Origin of the sequence: Mucilaginibacter aquaedulcis (assembly GCF_030409325.1) — a bacterium.
In the GTDB taxonomy this organism is placed as follows: Bacteria; Bacteroidota; Bacteroidia; order Sphingobacteriales; family Sphingobacteriaceae; genus Mucilaginibacter; species Mucilaginibacter aquaedulcis.
On record NZ_JAUFPR010000003.1, the window covers coordinates 304,394 to 323,571 of the forward strand.

Annotated in this window: 15 protein-coding genes; 9 read left to right on the plus strand and 6 right to left on the minus strand. The window is 40.3% G+C overall.

Going from position 1 to position 19,178, the window contains the following annotated elements; all coding sequences use genetic code 11:
• Positions 1 to 63 precede the first annotated feature (63 nt).
• On the minus strand, positions 64 to 2,394 hold the full coding sequence (locus QWZ01_RS16530; protein WP_290325117.1) for a tetratricopeptide repeat-containing sensor histidine kinase: 2,331 nt from the start codon (positions 2,392 to 2,394) through the stop codon (positions 64 to 66).
• Between the two features lie 232 nt (positions 2,395 to 2,626).
• Between QWZ01_RS16530 and QWZ01_RS16535 the strand changes: the two genes are divergently transcribed.
• Positions 2,627 to 3,328 carry a hypothetical protein gene (locus tag QWZ01_RS16535; protein ID WP_290325119.1) on the plus strand — a complete coding sequence of 234 codons (702 nt, stop codon included), beginning with the start codon at positions 2,627 to 2,629 and terminating at the stop codon, positions 3,326 to 3,328.
• A gap of 81 nt (positions 3,329 to 3,409) precedes the next feature.
• Here the strand turns inward: QWZ01_RS16535 and QWZ01_RS16540 are convergent, their stop codons facing one another.
• A complete protein-coding gene (locus QWZ01_RS16540; RefSeq protein WP_290325121.1) occupies positions 3,410 to 5,428 on the minus strand; it encodes a M13 family metallopeptidase in 2,019 nt (672 codons plus the stop codon).
• Between the two features lie 879 nt (positions 5,429 to 6,307).
• Here QWZ01_RS16540 and QWZ01_RS16545 point away from each other — a divergent pair.
• From QWZ01_RS16545 to QWZ01_RS16560, 4 genes are all read left to right on the plus strand, one after another.
• Positions 6,308 to 6,907 (plus strand): RNA polymerase sigma factor, encoded by a 600-nt coding sequence (locus tag QWZ01_RS16545; RefSeq protein WP_290325123.1) that lies wholly within the window; start codon positions 6,308 to 6,310, stop codon positions 6,905 to 6,907.
• 80 nt (positions 6,908 to 6,987) lie between these two features.
• Complete coding sequence (locus QWZ01_RS16550; protein WP_290325124.1) at positions 6,988 to 7,941, plus strand: FecR family protein; 954 nt, start codon at positions 6,988 to 6,990, stop codon at positions 7,939 to 7,941.
• A gap of 95 nt (positions 7,942 to 8,036) precedes the next feature.
• Positions 8,037 to 11,576 carry a TonB-dependent receptor gene (locus QWZ01_RS16555; protein ID WP_290325126.1) on the plus strand — a complete coding sequence of 1,180 codons (3,540 nt, stop codon included), beginning with the start codon at positions 8,037 to 8,039 and terminating at the stop codon, positions 11,574 to 11,576.
• A 12-nt stretch (positions 11,577 to 11,588) separates the two neighbouring features.
• Positions 11,589 to 13,349 carry a RagB/SusD family nutrient uptake outer membrane protein gene (locus QWZ01_RS16560; protein ID WP_290325128.1) on the plus strand — a complete coding sequence of 587 codons (1,761 nt, stop codon included), beginning with the start codon at positions 11,589 to 11,591 and terminating at the stop codon, positions 13,347 to 13,349.
• Between the two features lie 197 nt (positions 13,350 to 13,546).
• On the opposite strand, the gene QWZ01_RS16565 is transcribed toward QWZ01_RS16560, so the two are convergent.
• The 3 genes from QWZ01_RS16565 to QWZ01_RS16575 form a co-directional block, all read right to left on the minus strand.
• Positions 13,547 to 14,131 carry an NADPH-dependent F420 reductase gene (locus QWZ01_RS16565; RefSeq protein WP_290325130.1) on the minus strand — a complete coding sequence of 195 codons (585 nt, stop codon included), beginning with the start codon at positions 14,129 to 14,131 and terminating at the stop codon, positions 13,547 to 13,549.
• Between the two features lie 81 nt (positions 14,132 to 14,212).
• Complete coding sequence (locus tag QWZ01_RS16570) at positions 14,213 to 14,614, minus strand: nuclear transport factor 2 family protein (RefSeq protein ID WP_290325132.1); 402 nt, start codon at positions 14,612 to 14,614, stop codon at positions 14,213 to 14,215.
• A 59-nt stretch (positions 14,615 to 14,673) separates the two neighbouring features.
• Positions 14,674 to 15,426: an SDR family NAD(P)-dependent oxidoreductase gene (locus QWZ01_RS16575; RefSeq protein WP_290325134.1), complete on the minus strand. Its 753-nt coding sequence runs from the start codon at positions 15,424 to 15,426 to the stop codon at positions 14,674 to 14,676.
• Positions 15,427 to 15,528: 102 nt separating this feature from the next.
• Here QWZ01_RS16575 and QWZ01_RS16580 point away from each other — a divergent pair, with 102 nt between their 5' ends.
• The 3 genes from QWZ01_RS16580 (at position 15,529) to QWZ01_RS16590 (ending at position 17,639) form a co-directional block, all read left to right on the plus strand.
• Positions 15,529 to 15,888 carry a winged helix-turn-helix transcriptional regulator gene (locus QWZ01_RS16580; RefSeq protein WP_290325137.1) on the plus strand — a complete coding sequence of 120 codons (360 nt, stop codon included), beginning with the start codon at positions 15,529 to 15,531 and terminating at the stop codon, positions 15,886 to 15,888.
• A gap of 104 nt (positions 15,889 to 15,992) precedes the next feature.
• Entirely contained in the window at positions 15,993 to 16,550 is a 558-nt protein-coding gene (locus QWZ01_RS16585; RefSeq protein WP_290325139.1) for a Crp/Fnr family transcriptional regulator, read from the plus strand.
• Between the two features lie 330 nt (positions 16,551 to 16,880).
• The gene (locus QWZ01_RS16590) at positions 16,881 to 17,639 is read left to right on the plus strand and encodes an SDR family NAD(P)-dependent oxidoreductase (RefSeq protein ID WP_290325141.1); all 759 of its coding nucleotides are present in this window, start codon (positions 16,881 to 16,883) and stop codon (positions 17,637 to 17,639) included.
• Between the two features lie 179 nt (positions 17,640 to 17,818).
• On the opposite strand, the gene QWZ01_RS16595 is transcribed toward QWZ01_RS16590, so the two are convergent.
• Entirely contained in the window at positions 17,819 to 18,157 is a 339-nt protein-coding gene (locus QWZ01_RS16595; protein ID WP_290325143.1) for a winged helix-turn-helix transcriptional regulator, read from the minus strand.
• Positions 18,158 to 18,278: 121 nt separating this feature from the next.
• Here QWZ01_RS16595 and QWZ01_RS16600 point away from each other — a divergent pair, with 121 nt between their 5' ends.
• Positions 18,279 to 19,145, plus strand: coding sequence for an SDR family oxidoreductase (locus tag QWZ01_RS16600; RefSeq protein ID WP_290325144.1), 867 nt, complete (start codon positions 18,279 to 18,281; stop codon positions 19,143 to 19,145).
• Positions 19,146 to 19,178 lie beyond the last annotated feature (33 nt).

Below are 19,178 nucleotides of genomic sequence, written 5' to 3' on the forward strand. Positions count from 1 at the left end.
CCTGGCGATGTAATAACTGATACATGTACCTGAATACTATCTACCGGAAAATTGGAGAAGGTTTTAGTTAAGGGCGATAGCGGTTTTTTTCAGATCATGTGGTGTTTCGGCAATTATCGGAAAAGTTTCCAAACGGAACTTGACTATTACCTCTGCACCGTTGTTATTTTCGGTTTTTAGTGTCCCTTTTAACTGCTTACTTAAGGCCATTATCATTTGCATGCCCAATGTATTATTAGTTTCGCGGTCAAATGTTTCAGGAAACCCTCTGCCGTTATCAGCTACGCTAAGCATAGCCATGTGATCATCTACCATCTTCAACTCCACATCTACCTTACCGCCTTTGCTATCAAACGCATATTTTATCGCGTTTGTAATGGCTTCATTTAAGATCAATCCAAGTGGAACCGCCTGAGCAATATCAATGTCGATTTCTTCGATAAAAGAATTGATGATGACTTTACGATCGTAAACATTGAAGCTGTCTTTTAAATAATAAATTAACTCAGCAACGTACGAAGGTAAATTTATCATGGAAATATTTTTACCTGCATAAAGTTTCTGATGAATTAGAGAAATAGCGTGAACACGGTCTTTGCTTTGATTGAGCGCGTTCAATGCTTCCTTATTTTCAAGAAATGCCGACTGGGTATTTAGCAAACTCATTACAATTTGCAGGTTGTTTTTAACGCGGTGGTGCACCTCTTTAAGAAGCCAGTCTTTTTCGCTCAACAGTTTATCTTTATCACCGATCAATTGCTGCAAGCTATGGTTTTGTTGATTGATCTCCGTTTGCTTGCTATACAATAACCTGTTACTTTTTAATTTATTCCGGTAACCGTTATAAGCTAAACCGGCTATTATCATAAAAGCTGTTATACCGCCAAAGGTTATATTTTTTTGCAACCTTACTTTCCGCAGTTCGGCTTGCTGGCTTTCCTGTTGATTTTTAAGCAGTTTTATGGACGATATTTTTTGTTCTGTTTGGTATTTAATGTCAATTTCTGCAATCTGCTTGCTTTTGGTTGTATTAAATATGGAATCGTTAATTTGCTTATATTGCTGATAATGTTTTATAGCCGAAATATAATTCCCCTTAATTGAATCTAATAAAAACCCATAATAATTAATGTCTCTTTTTGAAGCGGGACTTTCAAGACTATCCGAAAACAATTGCACTCTTTTTAAGTAGTAATCGGCATTATTATAATCTCTGATTGAAACAAAAAATTTAATAGTGGTCAGGTAATCAATAATATGATTATGAATGGTGATATATTGATTAACTATACCACGATCCGCACCCTGCTTTTCAATCACGCTGATCATATTTGTATAGCTCTGCTTTGCACTGCCATAATATTTTAGAGCATCATATATTTTCCCATATGATTGGTAAGCAGATATTTTTTGGCCCTCATCAGTAGGTGGCTTTTTCTTTACAATGTTATTAAAAAAAACAAGTGCATCTTTCTCTTTATTAAGCGCAATAAGATCTGAAACGTACAGCGCTGAGTATAAATATAACAACCCATGATCGGGACGGTTATAAGCCATATTCAGCGCTTTATTGCTCCAGTAAACACTTTCCTTAAACTTTTTCAGATCGTTATAAGTAGTAGCAAGCTTATGATAAAAGTAGTCGGCAGTTGCCGTATCAGGCGTACCTTCTAAATTTTTCACCACCTCCAGCTCATAGTATAGCTTTTTCTGCAAATCGCCTTTTTGCCGGGCTACTTCACCTAACAGATCAAAGGTATATGCCAGTTTTTTATAGCCTTCTTTTTTGTATTGATCAATAACTTGCAGTAACTCTGTTTCGGCCAAATCAAACTTGCCTTCATTTAAATGTGCGTCGCCAATTGCTTTTAGTGCATCTGTTTGTTCCTTCTTCAAGTTTAACTTTTTGTAAACACTATCTGCACGCTGAAAGAAAACTATCTTTTTCGCAATATTGATCTTATTGTTTGCCGGGAGTAAATCTCCCAGATCATACCATGCATTAGCTTCTTCTTCAGGTATTTTTATCTTTTTATAATAATTAATGATCTGCATGTAGCAGCTTATTCCATGATCATAGTTACCAGCTTCACGGTCGCAGATCGCTATTTCAACAAGCGTCTTATTCTCCCAGGTTATATCTTTTAATTTTTTACTCAACTGAAACGCTTTGGCGTAGTTTTCATAGGCGCTGTCGAGGTCATTTTTATACTCACCGGGTTTATAAACATAATAGTTCCCTAATTTTAAAAGGAGGCTGATCTGGGTGGTATCGGGTGAGCTTTTTTTTATCTGGTCAATTAATTCGCGTGGGGTTTGCCCGCTGGCCTTAAACAGCGAAAAAAACAAGATCAAACATACAATGAGCAATTTGTACACCTTATTCAATATCATTTCTTAATTGGGGGATGACAGCATACAAAACAGACTTTATGCTTATCAAGGATAAATTTAAAAGTTTTTTTTATTAAAGATGATTTGTACAAGGTAAAACCAGCATATCTTAATATTTAATGAACACGATACTACTTCATCACAAAGGATGGATACATTAAAATTAAAAGTACTTTCAATTACAAAGTTAATTTTCATAGATTTGTAATTCAGATCATTAATAAAGTTTGTTATGCCTAAGTTAAGAGCCATATATGATGAAGCAAAAGCCGACAAATGGTTTCAGCGCTTCGCGGTGTTCTGCCGAATTGCTTTAGCGCTGAGTTTCCTGCCAACCGGAATTGTAAAGATCATGGGGCAACGCTTTGCCGAAGGTTTGCCACATAATAATCCGCTGGGGCATTATTTTGATGCCTTATTGCTAACAGGCTATTACTATAACTTTATTGGCATCACGCAATTAACCATTACCATCCTCTTATTAATACCGCGAACAGCATTGCTCGGCACTATCGCTTATTTCACCATGATTGTTAATATTACGGTACTCACCTACGCTACCCGCTTTGACGGTACGCGGCTCATTACCTTTATGCTATTGGCCTGCTTATATTTATTGATCTGGGATTATGATCGTTTAAAATATCTCTTTATTAAACCAATCCTGACTGCCTCCCCTACAATCACAAAACCCATAGGCAAGCGGCTGCGCATCTATTTTTTTAGTGGTTGCATAGCAGTTATAACCATCATTATCCTGGGCACTTTTTATCTCTTCAGGATAGTGCCGGGTAACACGGAAGAAGAGTGCCGCAACCAATGCGGAAACAATAAAGACACAAAAGCCTGCCAGGCTTTCTGCGACTGCATTTACAAACAAGGTATGCCATTGGATAGCGCATTAAGTAAATTTGATAAGGCCGCTTCTCATTGACGAGCGTAATCGGATTGTTGACTGGCTGGGGGAGAAATAAACAAAAAAGGCCGGCTTCACTGTCGGCCTTTTTTGTTTGTTTTACCAGATCTTCACTCTTTGATCGTCGGGTTTGTAATTTTTATCGCCTGGTTCCACGTTAAATGCCTTGTAAAAAGGAGCAAAATTCATCAACGGGCCATTTACACGCCACATGGCCGGTGAGTGCGGATTAGTGTTCACATAGGTACGAAGAAACGCATCCCGTGTTTTAACTCTCCATATCCTGGCTATTGACAGAAAGAAACGCTGATTGGGCGTAAACCCATCAATTTTTTCAGAACCCTGCCCCTGCCGTGTCATCTTAAATGCATCATAAGCTATTGCAACACCACCATTATCGGCGGTATTTTCGCCCAAAGTCAACGCTCCCTTAATATGAACAGTATCCAAAACAGTAAATGAGCTGTATAGGTTAGCCAATTGTGCTGTTTTCTCACGGAATTTTTGGTAATCCTCTTTTGTCCACCAGTTTTTAACGTTGCCGTCCTTATCAAACTGTGCACCCTGATCGTCAAACGCGTGTGTCATCTCATGGCCTATTACCATGCCAATACCTCCATAATTGATGGCATCATCTGCCGAAAAATCAAAGTAAGGAAACTGTAAAATACCTGCAGGGAAAACAATATCATTTTGTGATGGATCATAATATGCGGTAACCGTTGCCGGTGTTGTGGCCCACTCTGTCCTATCGACCGGCTTGTTCAATTTCGCCAGTTGAAACTGGTAGTCATTTTGGTTTAGCGAGAGCACATTTTCAAAGTATTTTGTTCTGTTGATCTGGACCTTGTTGTAATCCCTCCATTTATCAGGATAGCCTATTTTTTTTGTGATGGTGTATAATTTTTCCTTTGCCTTTAGTTTGGTACTGTCGCTCATCCAGTCGAGATGATTAATCCTGTTTTCAAAGGATTTCTGGAGGTTGTTCACTAAGATCAGCACACGTTTTTTTGCATCCTCATTAAAATATCTTTTTACGTACAGTTGCCCCAAAGCCTGCCCCAGATAGTTATCAACGCTTGCGGTCATGATCTGTTTGCGCGGTTTTTGCGTTGCCTGTCCTGTTAGCGCTTTATTAAACTCAAATGAGGCATCAACAAAAGGTTTACTGAGCGTTTCGGCGTAATTTTCGAGAACGCTTGCCTTTAAATATACTTTCCAGTCATTTATGCTAACCGAAGTTAACATCGTGTTCAACTTATCGTAATAGGCCGGTTGGGCCATATCTATAGAATCGGTAATTGCACCCAGCTCGGCAAGTAAAGTTACCCACGCTATATTGGGTTCTGAGGTATTGATGGCGGCAACAGCTACCTTATGGTAATTAGCATTAACATCCCTTAGCTCAATATTTGATTTATGCGATCCGGCAATTTGCTTCTCCATTGCATAAGCTGTAGCTGCATCCTTAGTTGCAGCGGCGTGGCTGCTCCCGGTTAATTCAAACAAGGTGCGCACATATTCGTGATAGGCCTGCTGAATGTGCAGCGTGGGCGAATCAGTTTTAAAATAATAATCTTTATCAGGCAAACCGATGCCTCCCTGGTAAACATGGGCAATATTTAAGCGGCTATTTTTATTATCGGGAGAAACGCCAAAGCTAATGATAGAGCGATTACCCGACTTTAATTCTGCCGCAACAAATTTGAGTAATGACGGTACATTGCTGATCGCATCAATATCTGCAAGTATGGGTTTAATCGGCTGGTATCCGCGATGATTGATTGTTGCCATATCCATACCGGATGCATAGAAATCACCAACCTTTTGCTCAATGCTGCCCATCTTGTTATTGGTTTTTGATACACTATCGAGGATATTTTGCAGCAGTTGTTTTTGCGGAATGTTCAGGAACGAGTAAGAGCCCACACCTGATTGATCGTTAGCAATTTTCGCGGTGTCGGTCCAGCGGCCATTAACAAAACGAAAGAAGTTATCACCGGGTTTTATTTGTGGGTTTAATCCGGCTACATCAACAAAACTTGTTTTTTGCGCATGTGAATAGTTCCATAAACTTAAAAATGTGGCCGTTAAACACAAGCAAAATATTTTTTTCATAAACTGAAGATTTGTTTAAAGATATTAAAATTTCATACTCTGCGAAAAATCACCCCGTCAAAAGCTTGCACAGATAAATCAAAAATTCAAGGTAAAAGAAGCTCCGCAGACATGCGGGGCTTTGTTCCTGAGGCCATGCTCGTCCGGATAGCTATCAGGAGGAGCACCAATGATATTACTATCAGGGTTGATAAGCCTATAATAGCTACCTTTATACACCCAGGAAAAAAATATCTTTTTCTTTCTTTTTAATAATTAAAACTGTGAAATAATATTAATAATAATTAATATCCATATATTAGGTGCTTATTTATTTAAATGCCTAAGCCAAGTATCCGTCAAACCTCTTTTAAAGCTTTAATTGTTTTATCAATTTTTTTAGGACTGTTTTATTTCTTTGTTATGGTCTATTATTTCTCTAAATAAAAAAGACTCATATCTCTACGAGGCTCTTAGATTTTAAGTTTACATTATTGTTTTCTGAAGCTGACACTCAGAATACTTTTATCGCCATCCGCAGCAATTGTACTTTTTGGGTGTGTTGATCTGGTAGTATTGGAGAGGCCAATTCAGTTTTTTTACAGGCGGCAAACAAGGCTACCGCCATAAATAATAGTAAATATTTAGGTTTCATAAGCCAATAATAACATCTATATAAATATCATATATAAAACCTACGTTTGAAATAAAAAAAGTTTAACACGACCAGTTTTTTTGATAGGATTTACCTTTCACTTATTGCGTCCGACTGAAGTCATAAAAAACATAATTTCAAACGGTCATTTCTCCGTGTATACCTATGGTAGCAACCAAATCTTAATAAAACCATAACATAACTTCACTGATTTACCAATTGGCGACAATTATTTTTGCCCATGTATGGCAACCCCTAAAACCACGTTAAGTGATCTTGATCTGTTAAGTGCCATACAAGCTAATGATCAGCAAGCCTTCCGGCAGCTTTATGACCGCTATTGGAAGCCACTCTATATCCGGGCAACCAAAAATATTGGAGAAGACGAGGCCAAGGATTTGGTTCAGGAGGTGATGGTATCCCTGTGGAACAGGCGGCAGCAGTTGAACATGTTGCAGGAAAACGACCTGGCCAAATATCTGTTTACCGCCTTAAAATACCGCACCATCAGTTTTTATGCTTATTCCAAAGCACAACTAAAAAAAATCGATCAACTGCATATCGATCTCGCTGTATCACCCGACACCCTCCTCGAAAACAAGGAACTGGAAACTATACTTGATGCCGCCATTGTCAGCATGCCTCAAAAAATGCAGCAGATCTTCCGAATGAGCAGGGACGAAGATATGCCTATAGCAACAATAGCCTCAGAACTTAATCTTTCCGAACAAACCGTAAAAAACCAGATTACCCAAGCGCTCAGACGTGTGCGTGCAACTGTGCTCGATCACCAAAAAGGCGACTGGATAGTTCCCGTAATTTTCATCTTATATTCTTCTTTGTAAATAAAACTTAATATAAGTTTAACACACTTCGTATAGTACCAAAAGCGGCTTGCTCAGATAATAGGTCAAAAGCACAGCTCATGAACGTCCTTCAGATTAAGGAATTATTTAAACGTTATCTCGCACATAAAGGTACTGCAGCCGACAATAACGCCATTGACAAATGGTATGATCAACTGGATCAGGAAACTCCTGTTGTACTGGATGAAAAAAAAGAACAGATCCTTAAGGAAGAGATCTGGTTATCAATCATTCCGGAACTTAAACCGGGTAATGCAGTTGTAAAGAAGCTTAACTACCAATGGATTAAAATAGCCGCAAGTGTAATTTTCATCAGTTCTGCTGCATTACTGTTTTGGAAATCAAGTGCGCCTAAAAAAGCACAACCCGCTATTACCTATAGCAGCATCAGTACTAAAATTGGGGAACGCAAACAGATTAATTTACCAGATGGTTCGGTCATCACGCTAAACAGCGCATCCAATATTCAAATCGCTGACAATTTTCAATCAAAACGTTCTGTGATCATTACTGATGGTGAGGCTTTTTTTGATGTAAAACATGACGAAAAACACCCATTCATTATTCAAAGCGGCACATTAACCACACAGGTATTGGGCACCTCTTTTAATATCAGAGCCTATAGCAAACTTAATAAACTATCAATTGGGGTAACCAGTGGTAAAGTAGGTATTATGTTTAAAAAGGCAACAACACAATATTTAACAACTGATCAGCAACTGGTATTTGATCAAAAACTTGTTCGCTTCGTAGTAACAAAATTAGATAAGCAAAGCCTGGCATGGCAACAAGGTAATATGGTATTAAATGATGCCAGCTTCAGTGAAATGGCTTTGTTAATGTACAAAAACTATGATCTGCGTATCTCCACTCAAGATAAGACTATACAAGATAATCACTTCACCACTGTGCTTAGCACCTCTATGCCGGCGCTTAAAGCCTTGGAGGTTATAACCGCCATTCACCATTTAAAAACCAAACAAAGGAGGGACACGATAGAAATTTTCCGATAAAAACAAAGAGAGACAGTTGCTGGAAACAACCGTCTCTTGGATAGCCGATTAACGGCAATGCTTCAAAATCTTCACATTTAAAAGCCATACAATGTATGAAATTAAAATTTAACAATGCTATAATTAAAGCAATGAGAGTAACTTTTGTGCTGCTTACTATGCTTACAACAGCCTCCCTGTTGCTACCGGCATTTGCCAGTAACAGCCAGGTATTTGAAAAAAGGGTTTCCATTAATATTAAAAACGCATCGCTGGAAACAGCCATCAATGAACTTCAGGATCAAAGCAAAGTGAACTTTGCCTATGATCGTCAGTTGATCAGCAGGTTTAATGATGTTAGTTTAAAACTACAGAACGAAACACTTGAAATTATACTTAAGAAACTACTCAGCCCCCGTTCCCTTGGTTTTAAAGAAGTAAACGGTGTTGTTGTGATCAACGCGCTCACCAACAATGAAATCAAGCAACAGCAACCCGGAAAGCTTGCCGGTAAAATTGTTGATGAAAAAGGCTTGTTTTTGCCTGGTGCAACTATTAAAATATTAGAATTGAATCGCGGCATTCAAAGTGACGACCGGGGTTATTATCAGTTACAGGCACCTGCGGGTAATTATACGGTACTGGTTAGCTATATAGCCTATCAAAGCAGGCGTTTTGAGCATGTGGAAATTAAGGCAGGCGAAACCGCGACTCTCGATGCCCAGCTGCAGCCGGCGGCAAACGGGTTAAACGAAGTAGTGGTTGTAGGTTACGGTACGCAAAAAAAGGTAAATCTTACCGGTGCGGTTAGCCAGGTTGATTCAAAAGTATTTGATGACAGACCAGTAGCCGGTATTGCGCAGGCCCTGCAAGGTGCTATCCCAAATCTTAACATCACCTTTGGCGATGGCCACCCGGGCAGCCAGGGAAAATTCAATGTACGCGGTTATGCTTCCATAACCAATGTAAGCGGCTCACCATTGGTGTTGATCGATGGGGTTTCAGGCGACGTGAATATGATCAATCCGCATGATGTGGAAACTGTAACCGTATTAAAAGATGCAGCCTCATCTGCCATTTATGGTGCAAGGGCAGCTTTTGGGGTGATACTGATCACTACCAAGAAGGCAAAAGAAGGAAAGGTATCCATCAATTTCGGCAGCAATTTCAGTATGCAGCAGGTAGCTACAAAAACTGATTTTATTACCGATGGCTACACCCAGCTCAGACTGGTTGACGAAGCATTTTCACGTAATGTAGGTAACAGCTACAGCGGTTATACAGCCGATGATTATGCGCAGCTCAAACTCAGGCAAACGGATAAATCCCTTCCATCTGTAGTGATTCAAAATCGCAACGGACAAAACCAATATGTATACTACGGTAATACAGACTGGTGGCATTTCCTGTTCAGGAACAGCACACCTGCTATGGAGCACCATTTAAATATTACGGGTGGGAATGACAAAGTAGACTTTTTACTATCAGGCCGTTACTACCAGCAAAAAGGTATATATCAGTCTGATTTACGCGAGGATGTTTACAATGCTTACAATTTCAGAGCAAAAGTTAACGCTCACTTATCAAAATGGCTAACCGCTTTCTCTAACACGCAGTTTGCTGCCAATGATTATGTGTGGCCGGCCAACGGGTACAACTCAAACAATCCGGGATTGTATAACCATGCCATGGCGGCTTATGTTCCTCAAAATCCCGACGGCACATTTACCTACCGTACCAATCTGAATAACTACGGTGCCAATGAGTATGCCGATCTTCAAAACGGCAAAAGCTTTGGCGGCACAAAAAGCTATGATATTACCAACACAGTTGGCTTCAAGGCCGATATTACCAAAGGATTGGTTTTGAATGGAAATTACTCTTTTCAACTTAGCCCCTATTCAGATTTTCAGCGTAAAACATTAATTCCCTGGTCAATCAACCCGGGAGTAGTCAATTACGAAGGCTATGATCAGCTAAAAGAAAGCACCCAACTAAACCAGCACCATTCGGTAAATATTTACGCTACTTACGAAAAAAAGATCAGCGACCACAGTTTTAAAGTTACAGGTGGTTACAACTATGAATTGCAGAAGTACAAATCAAACAGCACCCAACGCCAGAATTTGTTATCAGAAGATCTTAACCAGATTGACCTGGGTACTGGAACACAACTGGCTGGCGGTAATGCCAGTGAATGGGCGCTCTTGGGTTACTTTGGCAGGATCAATTATGATTATAAAAGCAAATACCTGTTTGAGGTTAATGGCAGGTATGACGGTACCTCCCGCTTCCCGAGCAATAGCCGGTTTGGGTTCTTCCCTTCTGTATCTGCAGGCTGGCGCATAAGTGAAGAAGATTTTTTCAAAGCGTTAAAACCCGCCGTATCTGAATTTAAATTCCGAGCCTCTTATGGTTCTTTAGGAAACCAGGATGTTGGAACGGGCAGCGGTAACTTGTATCCGTATATCCCTGTTATTACATCTACTCTTTCTAAATGGGTAATCGACGGAACGCAGCAGCAAACGTTAAGCTCGCCAAAACCGGTTGTCCCTGACTTTACCTGGGAAAAATCAACATCCCTAAATTTGGGTGCCGATATGGCTTTCTTTAACAACAGGCTGCAAACCTCTTTTGACTGGTACGACCGTAAAACCACTAACATGCTGATCAATGGCAAAACATTGCCATCGGTTTTTGGGGCCGATTCACCAAAGCAAAATGCAGGCGATCTGGATACTAAAGGCTGGGATATTACCATTAACTGGCGCGATAACGGCACATTACTGAACAAGGCTTTTGGGTATAATTTCGGGATTGTATTGTCAGATTACAAAGCAAAAATAACCAAGTTTGACAACCCTAATGGCTTACTCAACAACTTTTACAAAGGCCAGGAATTAGGTGAAATGTGGGGCTATAGTATTGATGGCTTTTTCAAATCAGATGACGAAGCTAAAAACTGGAAAATAAACCAGGATTATGTTGACGGGCAGCGCACCGGCTCGCCGGGTGAATGGGCTCAGCTACATGCAGGCGACCTGAAATTTAAAGACACCAATGGTGATGGTGTTATTAATGACGGAAAGAACACCGTTAGCGACCATGGCGACCTTAAGAAAATAGGTAACTCATTACCAAGGTATTCTTTTGGTATAAACGCGGGTTTTAACTGGGGCAACTTTGACCTTTCCTTATTTTTCCAAGGGATAGGTAAACAAAACTGGTATCCAAATACCGAAGCAGGCATGTTCTGGGGAACCTTAGGCAGACCATATTCTTCCTTTATCCCTAAAGATTACGAAAGCAAACTTTGGACACCTCAAAACCCAAATTCTTATTTCCCACTTAACAGGGGTTATGCTGCATACTCAGGCGGTGAGCTGTATTACAACAATGACAAATACCTGCAAAACCTGGCTTATATCAAATTAAAAAATGCAACACTTGGTTATAACCTGCCATCGCATATCATCAAAAAGTGGAAAATAGAGCGCATGCGTTTTTTCTTTAACGGGCAAAACCTGTTTACGTTAACCAAACTCAAAACCAGGTACATTGATCCGGAAGCTGTTACACCAGACGCCTCGGATATTGGCGCCAGGGGGTATCCTTTCATGAAAACGTACACACTTGGCTTAGATGTAACCTTTTAATAATTAACACAAATGAAAAAGATCTTATACATAGCTTTCATAGGTATCACCCTATTATCAGCCTGTTCCAAATCACTTGATCGTGAACCACTTTCACAGATATCGCCCGATAAGAGTTTTAACTCTGAAAATGAACTGCGGTTATACGTGCTTTCGTTTTACGATAAAATGCTGCCTTATTCAGATTATGAAGATAATGGCTTTACCAGCCTTTACGGAGAAAACAGCGACAACATCATTTTAAACTCGCTTGATCAGAAAATTACCGGCAATCGCCTGGTACCTGTTTCAGGCGGTGGATGGACCTGGGATAATTTGCGTAACGTAAATTACTTTTTGCAAAATTATAGTCGCGGAGGTTTAAGCCCGGCTATTACAGACAAGTACGTAGCCGTAGCCAAATTTTTCAGGGCATACTTTTATGCTAATATGGTTGCCCATTTTGGAGATGTTCCATGGTATTCTAAACCCATTGACGCTACCGATAATGCGGCGCTTACCAAAGGACGTGATTCCCGTACCGTAGTAATGGATTCCGTTTTAAATGATATTGATTTTGCAGTGGCTCATTTACCGGTAACAACTTCAACAGTTGAAGTAAGCAAATGGACAGCACTTGCCTTAAAATCAAGACTGGCCTTGTTTGAAGGTACATTCAGAAAGTATCACACGGAATTTAAAATCCCCAATGCCGAAAAATTCCTGCAGGCCTCTGCCGATGCCGCCGGGCAAATGATAGATCAAAGCCCATATACCGTTTATAACAGCACTACAGATAAAGCTTATGGCGATCTATTCAATTCTTTAACGTCTAATCCTGCCGAAATCATATTGGCCAGGCCATATAGTGCATCTTTGCAGATTTTTCATAACGTTAATTATTACACAGTATCCCCATCATTTGGTAAACCCGGACTGGAAAAAAGACTGGTAAATAGTTACCTCATGAAAGATGGTTCAAGGTTTACAGACAAAGCAGGGTATAACACCATGCAGTTTGCCGATGAAACCAAAGACAGGGACCCGCGGCTTGCGCAAACCATCCGTACACCCGGATATAAGCGTGTTGATGGTACAGTGGTGTTACCACCCTCCTATTCGGGCACAGTTACCGGTTATCAGTTAACTAAATTTGTAACAGCGGCCCCTAATGATGCCAATGGTAAATCGCCTAATCCCTTGCCGATATTCAGGTATGCCGAAGTATTGTTGAACTATGCGGAAGCAAAAGCAGAGTTAGGAACTTTGACGCAGGCAGATTTGGATAAATCGGTTAAAAAGCTGAGAGATCGTGTAGGTATGCCCGCAATGGTTATGGCAGCTGCCAACACCTCGCCCGATCTGTATTTGGCTTCTCAGTATACCGGAGTAACAGGTGCAAATAAAGGTGTGATACTGGAGATTCGCAGGGAACGCCGTATTGAACTGGTGATGGAAGGATTCCGATACAATGACCTCCTGCGGTGGAAAGAGGGACATTTACTTACCGATCAGTTTAAAGGAGCTTACTTTCCGGGAACGGGTAGCTATGATTTGGATAGAGATGGAAAAACAGACCTGGTAATTTATACCGGCGATCAGCCTAATGTTCCAAATGCACAATTCTTAAAACTTGGAGTAGATGTTTCGTTGGAGAACGGTACAACCGGGGGAAACATTGTTGTTAACCCCACTACACCTAAGAAATTTAATGAAGACAGGGATTATTTATATCCATTGCCAACCCAGGATTTGCTTTTAAATCCAAATTTAAAGCAGAACCCAAACTGGTAATAAACCAAAACTAATTAATTTAATAAGTAAAGGCTTCAGGGTTAACCCTGAAGCCTTTATGTTTTGCTATTACTCTTGTTAAAAAAATAAAACATGGAGGATGCAATAATAAAAATAACGATCAGCGGAAATATGGTTGATCGTTATTTTACTAATTACTATCTCATGTCTTTTTACACAGGTCAGAATTATCAGGATCAGCTTGGGTAACTCACCAAATTTAGCCCGGATAACGCTGTACCTAACTCAGTTACTGGCGCTGCCTGTTTTAGGCTGCCCAAGTCTATCGCTGCGAAACCTAATTGTGTTATGATCTTGGCAACGCTCTCTTTGGCAAATGGCTGATCACCTGAAAGAAAGAGTACACGTTTACCATTATTTACTGTTGGTTCTGCATCAAGTGTTCTGGCAAATAGTGTATTAAATGCTTTTACGACCATAGCATCAGGTATCAACTCTGCAACCACGGCCGTCGACGGCTTTTCAGGCGCACCTTTATTAGGACGATTGCTGGCGTCAACAACGATTTTTCCGGCAAGCTGTTTTTTTAATTTGTCCAGTACCTCGGGTATTTGTTCCCACCGTACGGCAATAATGACCAAATCTGAGCCGGCGGCATCTTCATTTGTGCCGGCCAATGCCAATGTTCCCAGCTCTTTAACAAGGGGCTGCAATGATTCAACTCCTCTTGAATTAGAAAGAATAACAGGATACGCTGCATTTATTAATTTTTTTGCGAGTGTTTTTCCGATATGGCCCGCACCAATAATTCCGATCTTCATAGGTTTCTTTTAATTTGTTAAACTTTATTTTAAAATGTCAGCATGGATATCGCCCTACTGCGGTTAATTGTCCATAAGACTTTAAGGCATCTCAGAAGCTCGTGCCAATGCTTGCGTGTCGACATACTCCCGCACATGTGATACTTTACCATCACGAACGGTGACGGCGATGATAAAATGATCCTCGAAAGATTTATTCGTGGCTTTGACTTTCCCTGTACTGGAACCGATAACCAGAACCTTATCGCCCTGTGCTATAAATTCGGGTGGCTCCGGAAATGAAGTTTCCAACTCTTCAGCAGACTTCCGGATCAAATCTTCTAAACCTGCATGCCCGAGGTGCGAGCCGGCCAGCGGCCAATCCTCGCCCGGAGTGATCCACTCAACATCATCGGCAACCAGCGCCAGCATGGCTTCCTCATCGCTGCGGCCAAACGCTGCAAAGAGTTCTTTTACAATCCGAAGATTTTCTTGTGTTAGCATGTCTTTCATTTTAATAGTTGTAATGGCACGGATTATAAACCCGCGCCATTTAGGATTAATTATTTTGACAAATAGGTCATACCACCATCAACAAGGAGTTCTGCACCAAGCATGAACGAAGAATCGTCAGAAGCCAGGAAAACGGCTGTTTTACCAATGTCTGATGGCTGCCCGATCCTGCCTATCGGCATTACACTTGCAAAATGTGTTTTCACAGCTTCAATTTGTTCTGCCGGAACAAATTTGTCAAACGCCGGTGTATCTGTAGTACCGGGTGTAATCACGTTCACTCTGATCCTTCTATTTAAAAGGTCGTTAGAGAACGCTTTAGCAAAGAAGATCACAGCTGCTTTCGCAGCGCCATAAACGCCGAATGACGGGTAAGCACGATGTGCTGCATTTGAACCGATCAAAATAATAGAACCACCATCATTCATATAAGGCAGTGCTTTTTGAACAGTGAAGTAAACGCTCTTCAGGTTCAGGTCCATCATATTGTCATAGTCGGCCTCGCTCGTATCGGCCACAGTTCCGGTGGTTCCGGCGCCGGCGTTGGCTACGATCACATCTATCTTACCAAATTTTTCAGCCGTTTCTTTAAATACGTTCTCCAGATCGGCGAGATCGGTTACATTGGCATTAATGGCTGTAAAATTACCTCCAAGCTGTGCCGCAGCACTATCTAAAGTGCCCTGGTTTCTGCCGACAATTGCTCCCACAGCGCCTTCGTTTTTAAATGCTTCAGCAATACCAAACCCTATACCACTATTGCCACCTGTGATCACGGCTACCTTATTTTTTAATTTACTCATGATTTCTTTTTTTAAATATTATTGGACAAAGGTAAACCAGTAAAGTTATTTTAAGTAACTTTGTACTGAAAAGTAATAGTAACATCGGTGTAACTAAGTAACATGACTACGTGTAAAATAACAGAGTTCCAACAGGAACAAAAGAAAAGGATGAGGTCTGTGCAGGATGCCATGGACGCTTTGAACGGGAAATGGAAGATCGCGATAATCTCATCGATCTGCTGTTACAAAAAAAGGCGGTTTTCTGATATTCTGAATGATGTTGAAGGTGTTTCCAACAGGATGCTTAGCAAAGAATTAAAGGAACTGGAAATAAACCAGTTGGTGAAACGAACCGTTTTACCAACGCAACCCATAACGGTTGAATATGAACTTACGGAACACGGTGATACGCTGCAAGCCATCGTCAGCGAACTTTCAGATTGGGGAATAGTACACAGGAAGAAAATTACCGGAAAATAAACATGTTTACTAAGTTCTGCTTTGCACTTGATTGGATAGCTTAATTAGATTGAAAATAGTTAGATACTTGTATGATGTCCAGTTTTGAAGTATTTTTTGATTACATGCAAAAATTGTCAGGCAAAACGCTTTCAGAGGACGATAAGCAATTGCTGATGACGCATTTCAAACCCAAAAAACTCCGAAAGCGACAATACTTTTTACAGGCCGGAGATGTATGCAAATACATCGAGTTTATTGTCAAAGGATCCGCCAGGACATTTACAGTAGATGAAAAAGGACATGAGAATATTTTGAAATTGTCTGTAGAAAATTGGTGGCTGGCCGATTTTGAAAGCTTTTACCTGTTAACGCCAAGCCGCTTTCATATTGAAGCGCTGGAAGATCTGGAAGTTCTGCAATCAACCAACGCGCAAATAGAAGAGTATCTTAAAGCTATCCCTGCCTTTTCGGCAATGGTAAATGTGATCAATCAAAATAACGCAATTGCAACCCAGAAGAGGATGCAGGCTGCTATTAACTATACAGCAGAAGAGCGTTATGAGGAACTTATGAGTACCTACCCCCATTTTCTACAAAGATTCCCGCAAAATATGGTTGCTTCTTACCTGGGTTTGTCTCCGGAGACTTTGAGCAGGATAAGAAAAAACGCTCTAAAATAAATTCCTTAAGTCTTTTGTATTTTAAGGAGCAGTCCTTTTTCAATTTGCCGCCTTTGAATCCTTCTTCAATTTATCTTTCCCAGACTAAAAAACACACTTGCTATTGAAAAATAAGCAGTTGTGACCGGTCCGGCTTTCTGCTTTTTTATTTTTCACCGCTTTTTTAAGTTCCTTTTATATAAGCAGTTACCATGTAAACGTGATTTACATCATTACCCCAACTTGATTTATATCAAGCCTACTTAATGATACATCTCAATATGCAATTCCGCCCAGTGCTGCATCTTTGGGCATGCTTCAGAACTAAAAAAAGCTGAAGAATTAAGAATCATGAGTAAATTAAATAATAAAGTAGCGGTAATAACAGGTGCTTCCAAAGGAATTGGCGCGTCTATCGCAAAACACTTTGCCGCAGCTGGTGCAAAGGTAGTTGTAAATTATGCCTCCAGTAAAGAAGGCGCAGATAAAGTGGTTAACGAAATAACCCAAAACGGTGGTATAGCCATCGCTGTACAGGCCGATGTATCTCAAGAAGCTGATGTAACCAGGCTGTTCGAAGAAACAAAGAAAGCTTTCAGCAGCCTGGATGTTTTGGTTAACAACGCTGTATCTCAGGGATATGCACCGATAGAACAGATATCAGCAGCAGATTTTCATCAGAGTTTCAACGTTAATGTGTTGGGACCTATACTGACTATCCAGGCAGCACTGAAATTATTTGGCGATAAAGGCGGCAATATCATTAATATCAGTTCGGGTGCAAGCAAATACCCACTGCCAAATGCTTCCTTGTATTCATCAACTAAAGCGGCATTAGATGCCTTTACCATCGCACTATCAAAAGAATTGGGGGCAAAAAATGTTCGTATCAATTCTATTTTGCCAGGTGCTACAGAAACAGAAGGTGCGGCCAGCGCAGGCGTTACAGCAGGCAGCGATTATGAAAAAATGTTCATCGCCAATACACCGCTTGGCCGCAGGGGCCAGCCTTCAGATATTGCCAAAGCTGCGGTATTCCTTGCCTCAGATGATGCTGCCTGGATAACTGGTGAGCAAATTTCTGTTTCGGGTGGTATGTACGGGTTTTAATTTATAACACGAGAAAAATCAGAATAATTGGGTCAAATCATTAGTTAATAACGATTAACCTACAAAGCGCCAAAACGATTGTTTCAAAAGAACAAGATCCCAACAAATCCCCGTTTCTTTCAGAGCAGGGATTTGTTGTTTATTCCATAATTATTAGAAAAAATCCTGATAATTCAATATTAAACTTTTTTCGATCGGGCATTCAACATCGTTTCAATGCCCCAGCTTTCCATATGATGCAATACTGGCTTGAGACTTTCCCCCAGCTCACTTAAAGAATATTCTACACGGGGCGGAATCTCTTTAAATTGTTGACGAATGATCAATCCATCCTCCTCCAGTTCTTTCAGTTGTTGGCTTAACACCTTTCTGGAAATAGACGGTATGCGTGCGGCTATTTCGCCAAAGCGCCTGGTATGACCGCTTAAATGGTACAGAATTATCAGCTTCCATCTTCCACCTATCAAATTTGCGGTCATCGTAACTGGACAGGTAGCATTTTCAACTTTATTTTCCATTAGTCACTTTTAGGTTACCACTATTTTTCATTGTTACCAAAAGGTAACTGTTACTTTTTGAAATCATCATTAGTAACTTTGAGTAACAAATGTAAATATTCAATTTAAAGAAAACAAATTTATGATTTTAGTAACAGGTGCAACAGGTCATTTTGGAAATGCAGCAATCCAAACACTTTTAAAGAAAGGCATTCCAGCCAGTGAAATTACAGCCTTGGTAAGGGACGAAAAAAAAACCGGTGATTTAAAAAATCAAGGTATTACGTTTAAGATGGGAAATTATGATGACTATGAATCTCTTGAAAAGGCATTTGAGGGTGTAGATAAACTGTTGTTTATTTCTTCTAATGACCCCGAACACGGTCTTGACCAGCATAAAAATGTCCTCAACGCGGCTAAGAAAAATAATGTCGGTCACATTGTGTACACAAGCCAGGAAACCAGGAACGGGAAGCACACATCCATCCCATTTGTTATAGGGATTCATAAAGCTACTGCTGATCTTATTATAAACAGCGGAATTACCTACACCATTTTAAATAACACACTTTATGCAGATTCAATAGACAAATTTATTGGTGAAAATTACCTGGAAACCGGTATCTTCTTTCCGGCAGGTGATGGAAAGATACCATTTATGCCGAGAGCGGAAATGGCTGAAGCAGCAGCAGAGGTTTTGGCGGGTACCGGACATGAGCATAAGATTTACTCCATCGCGGGTGAAAAGGCTTATTCATTTGATGATATCGCAGAACTTTTATCAGCTATTAAGGGTAAAAAGATCACCTACCATAAACCGGATGCTAACACTTTTATCGATACCGTTGTAAATGCAGGTGTTCCGAAAGAACTCGCTTCATTTTTAGGCTCGTTCGGCGATGGCATGGCAAACGGCGAGTTCGATACGCAAAGAAGTGATGTAAAACATTTAATCGGAAGAAAGCCAATGGAATTAGAAGAATTCCTGAAAATTACTTACGGTAAATAAGTTTCAGTGACAAAAGAGTATTCGGCCGTTTCG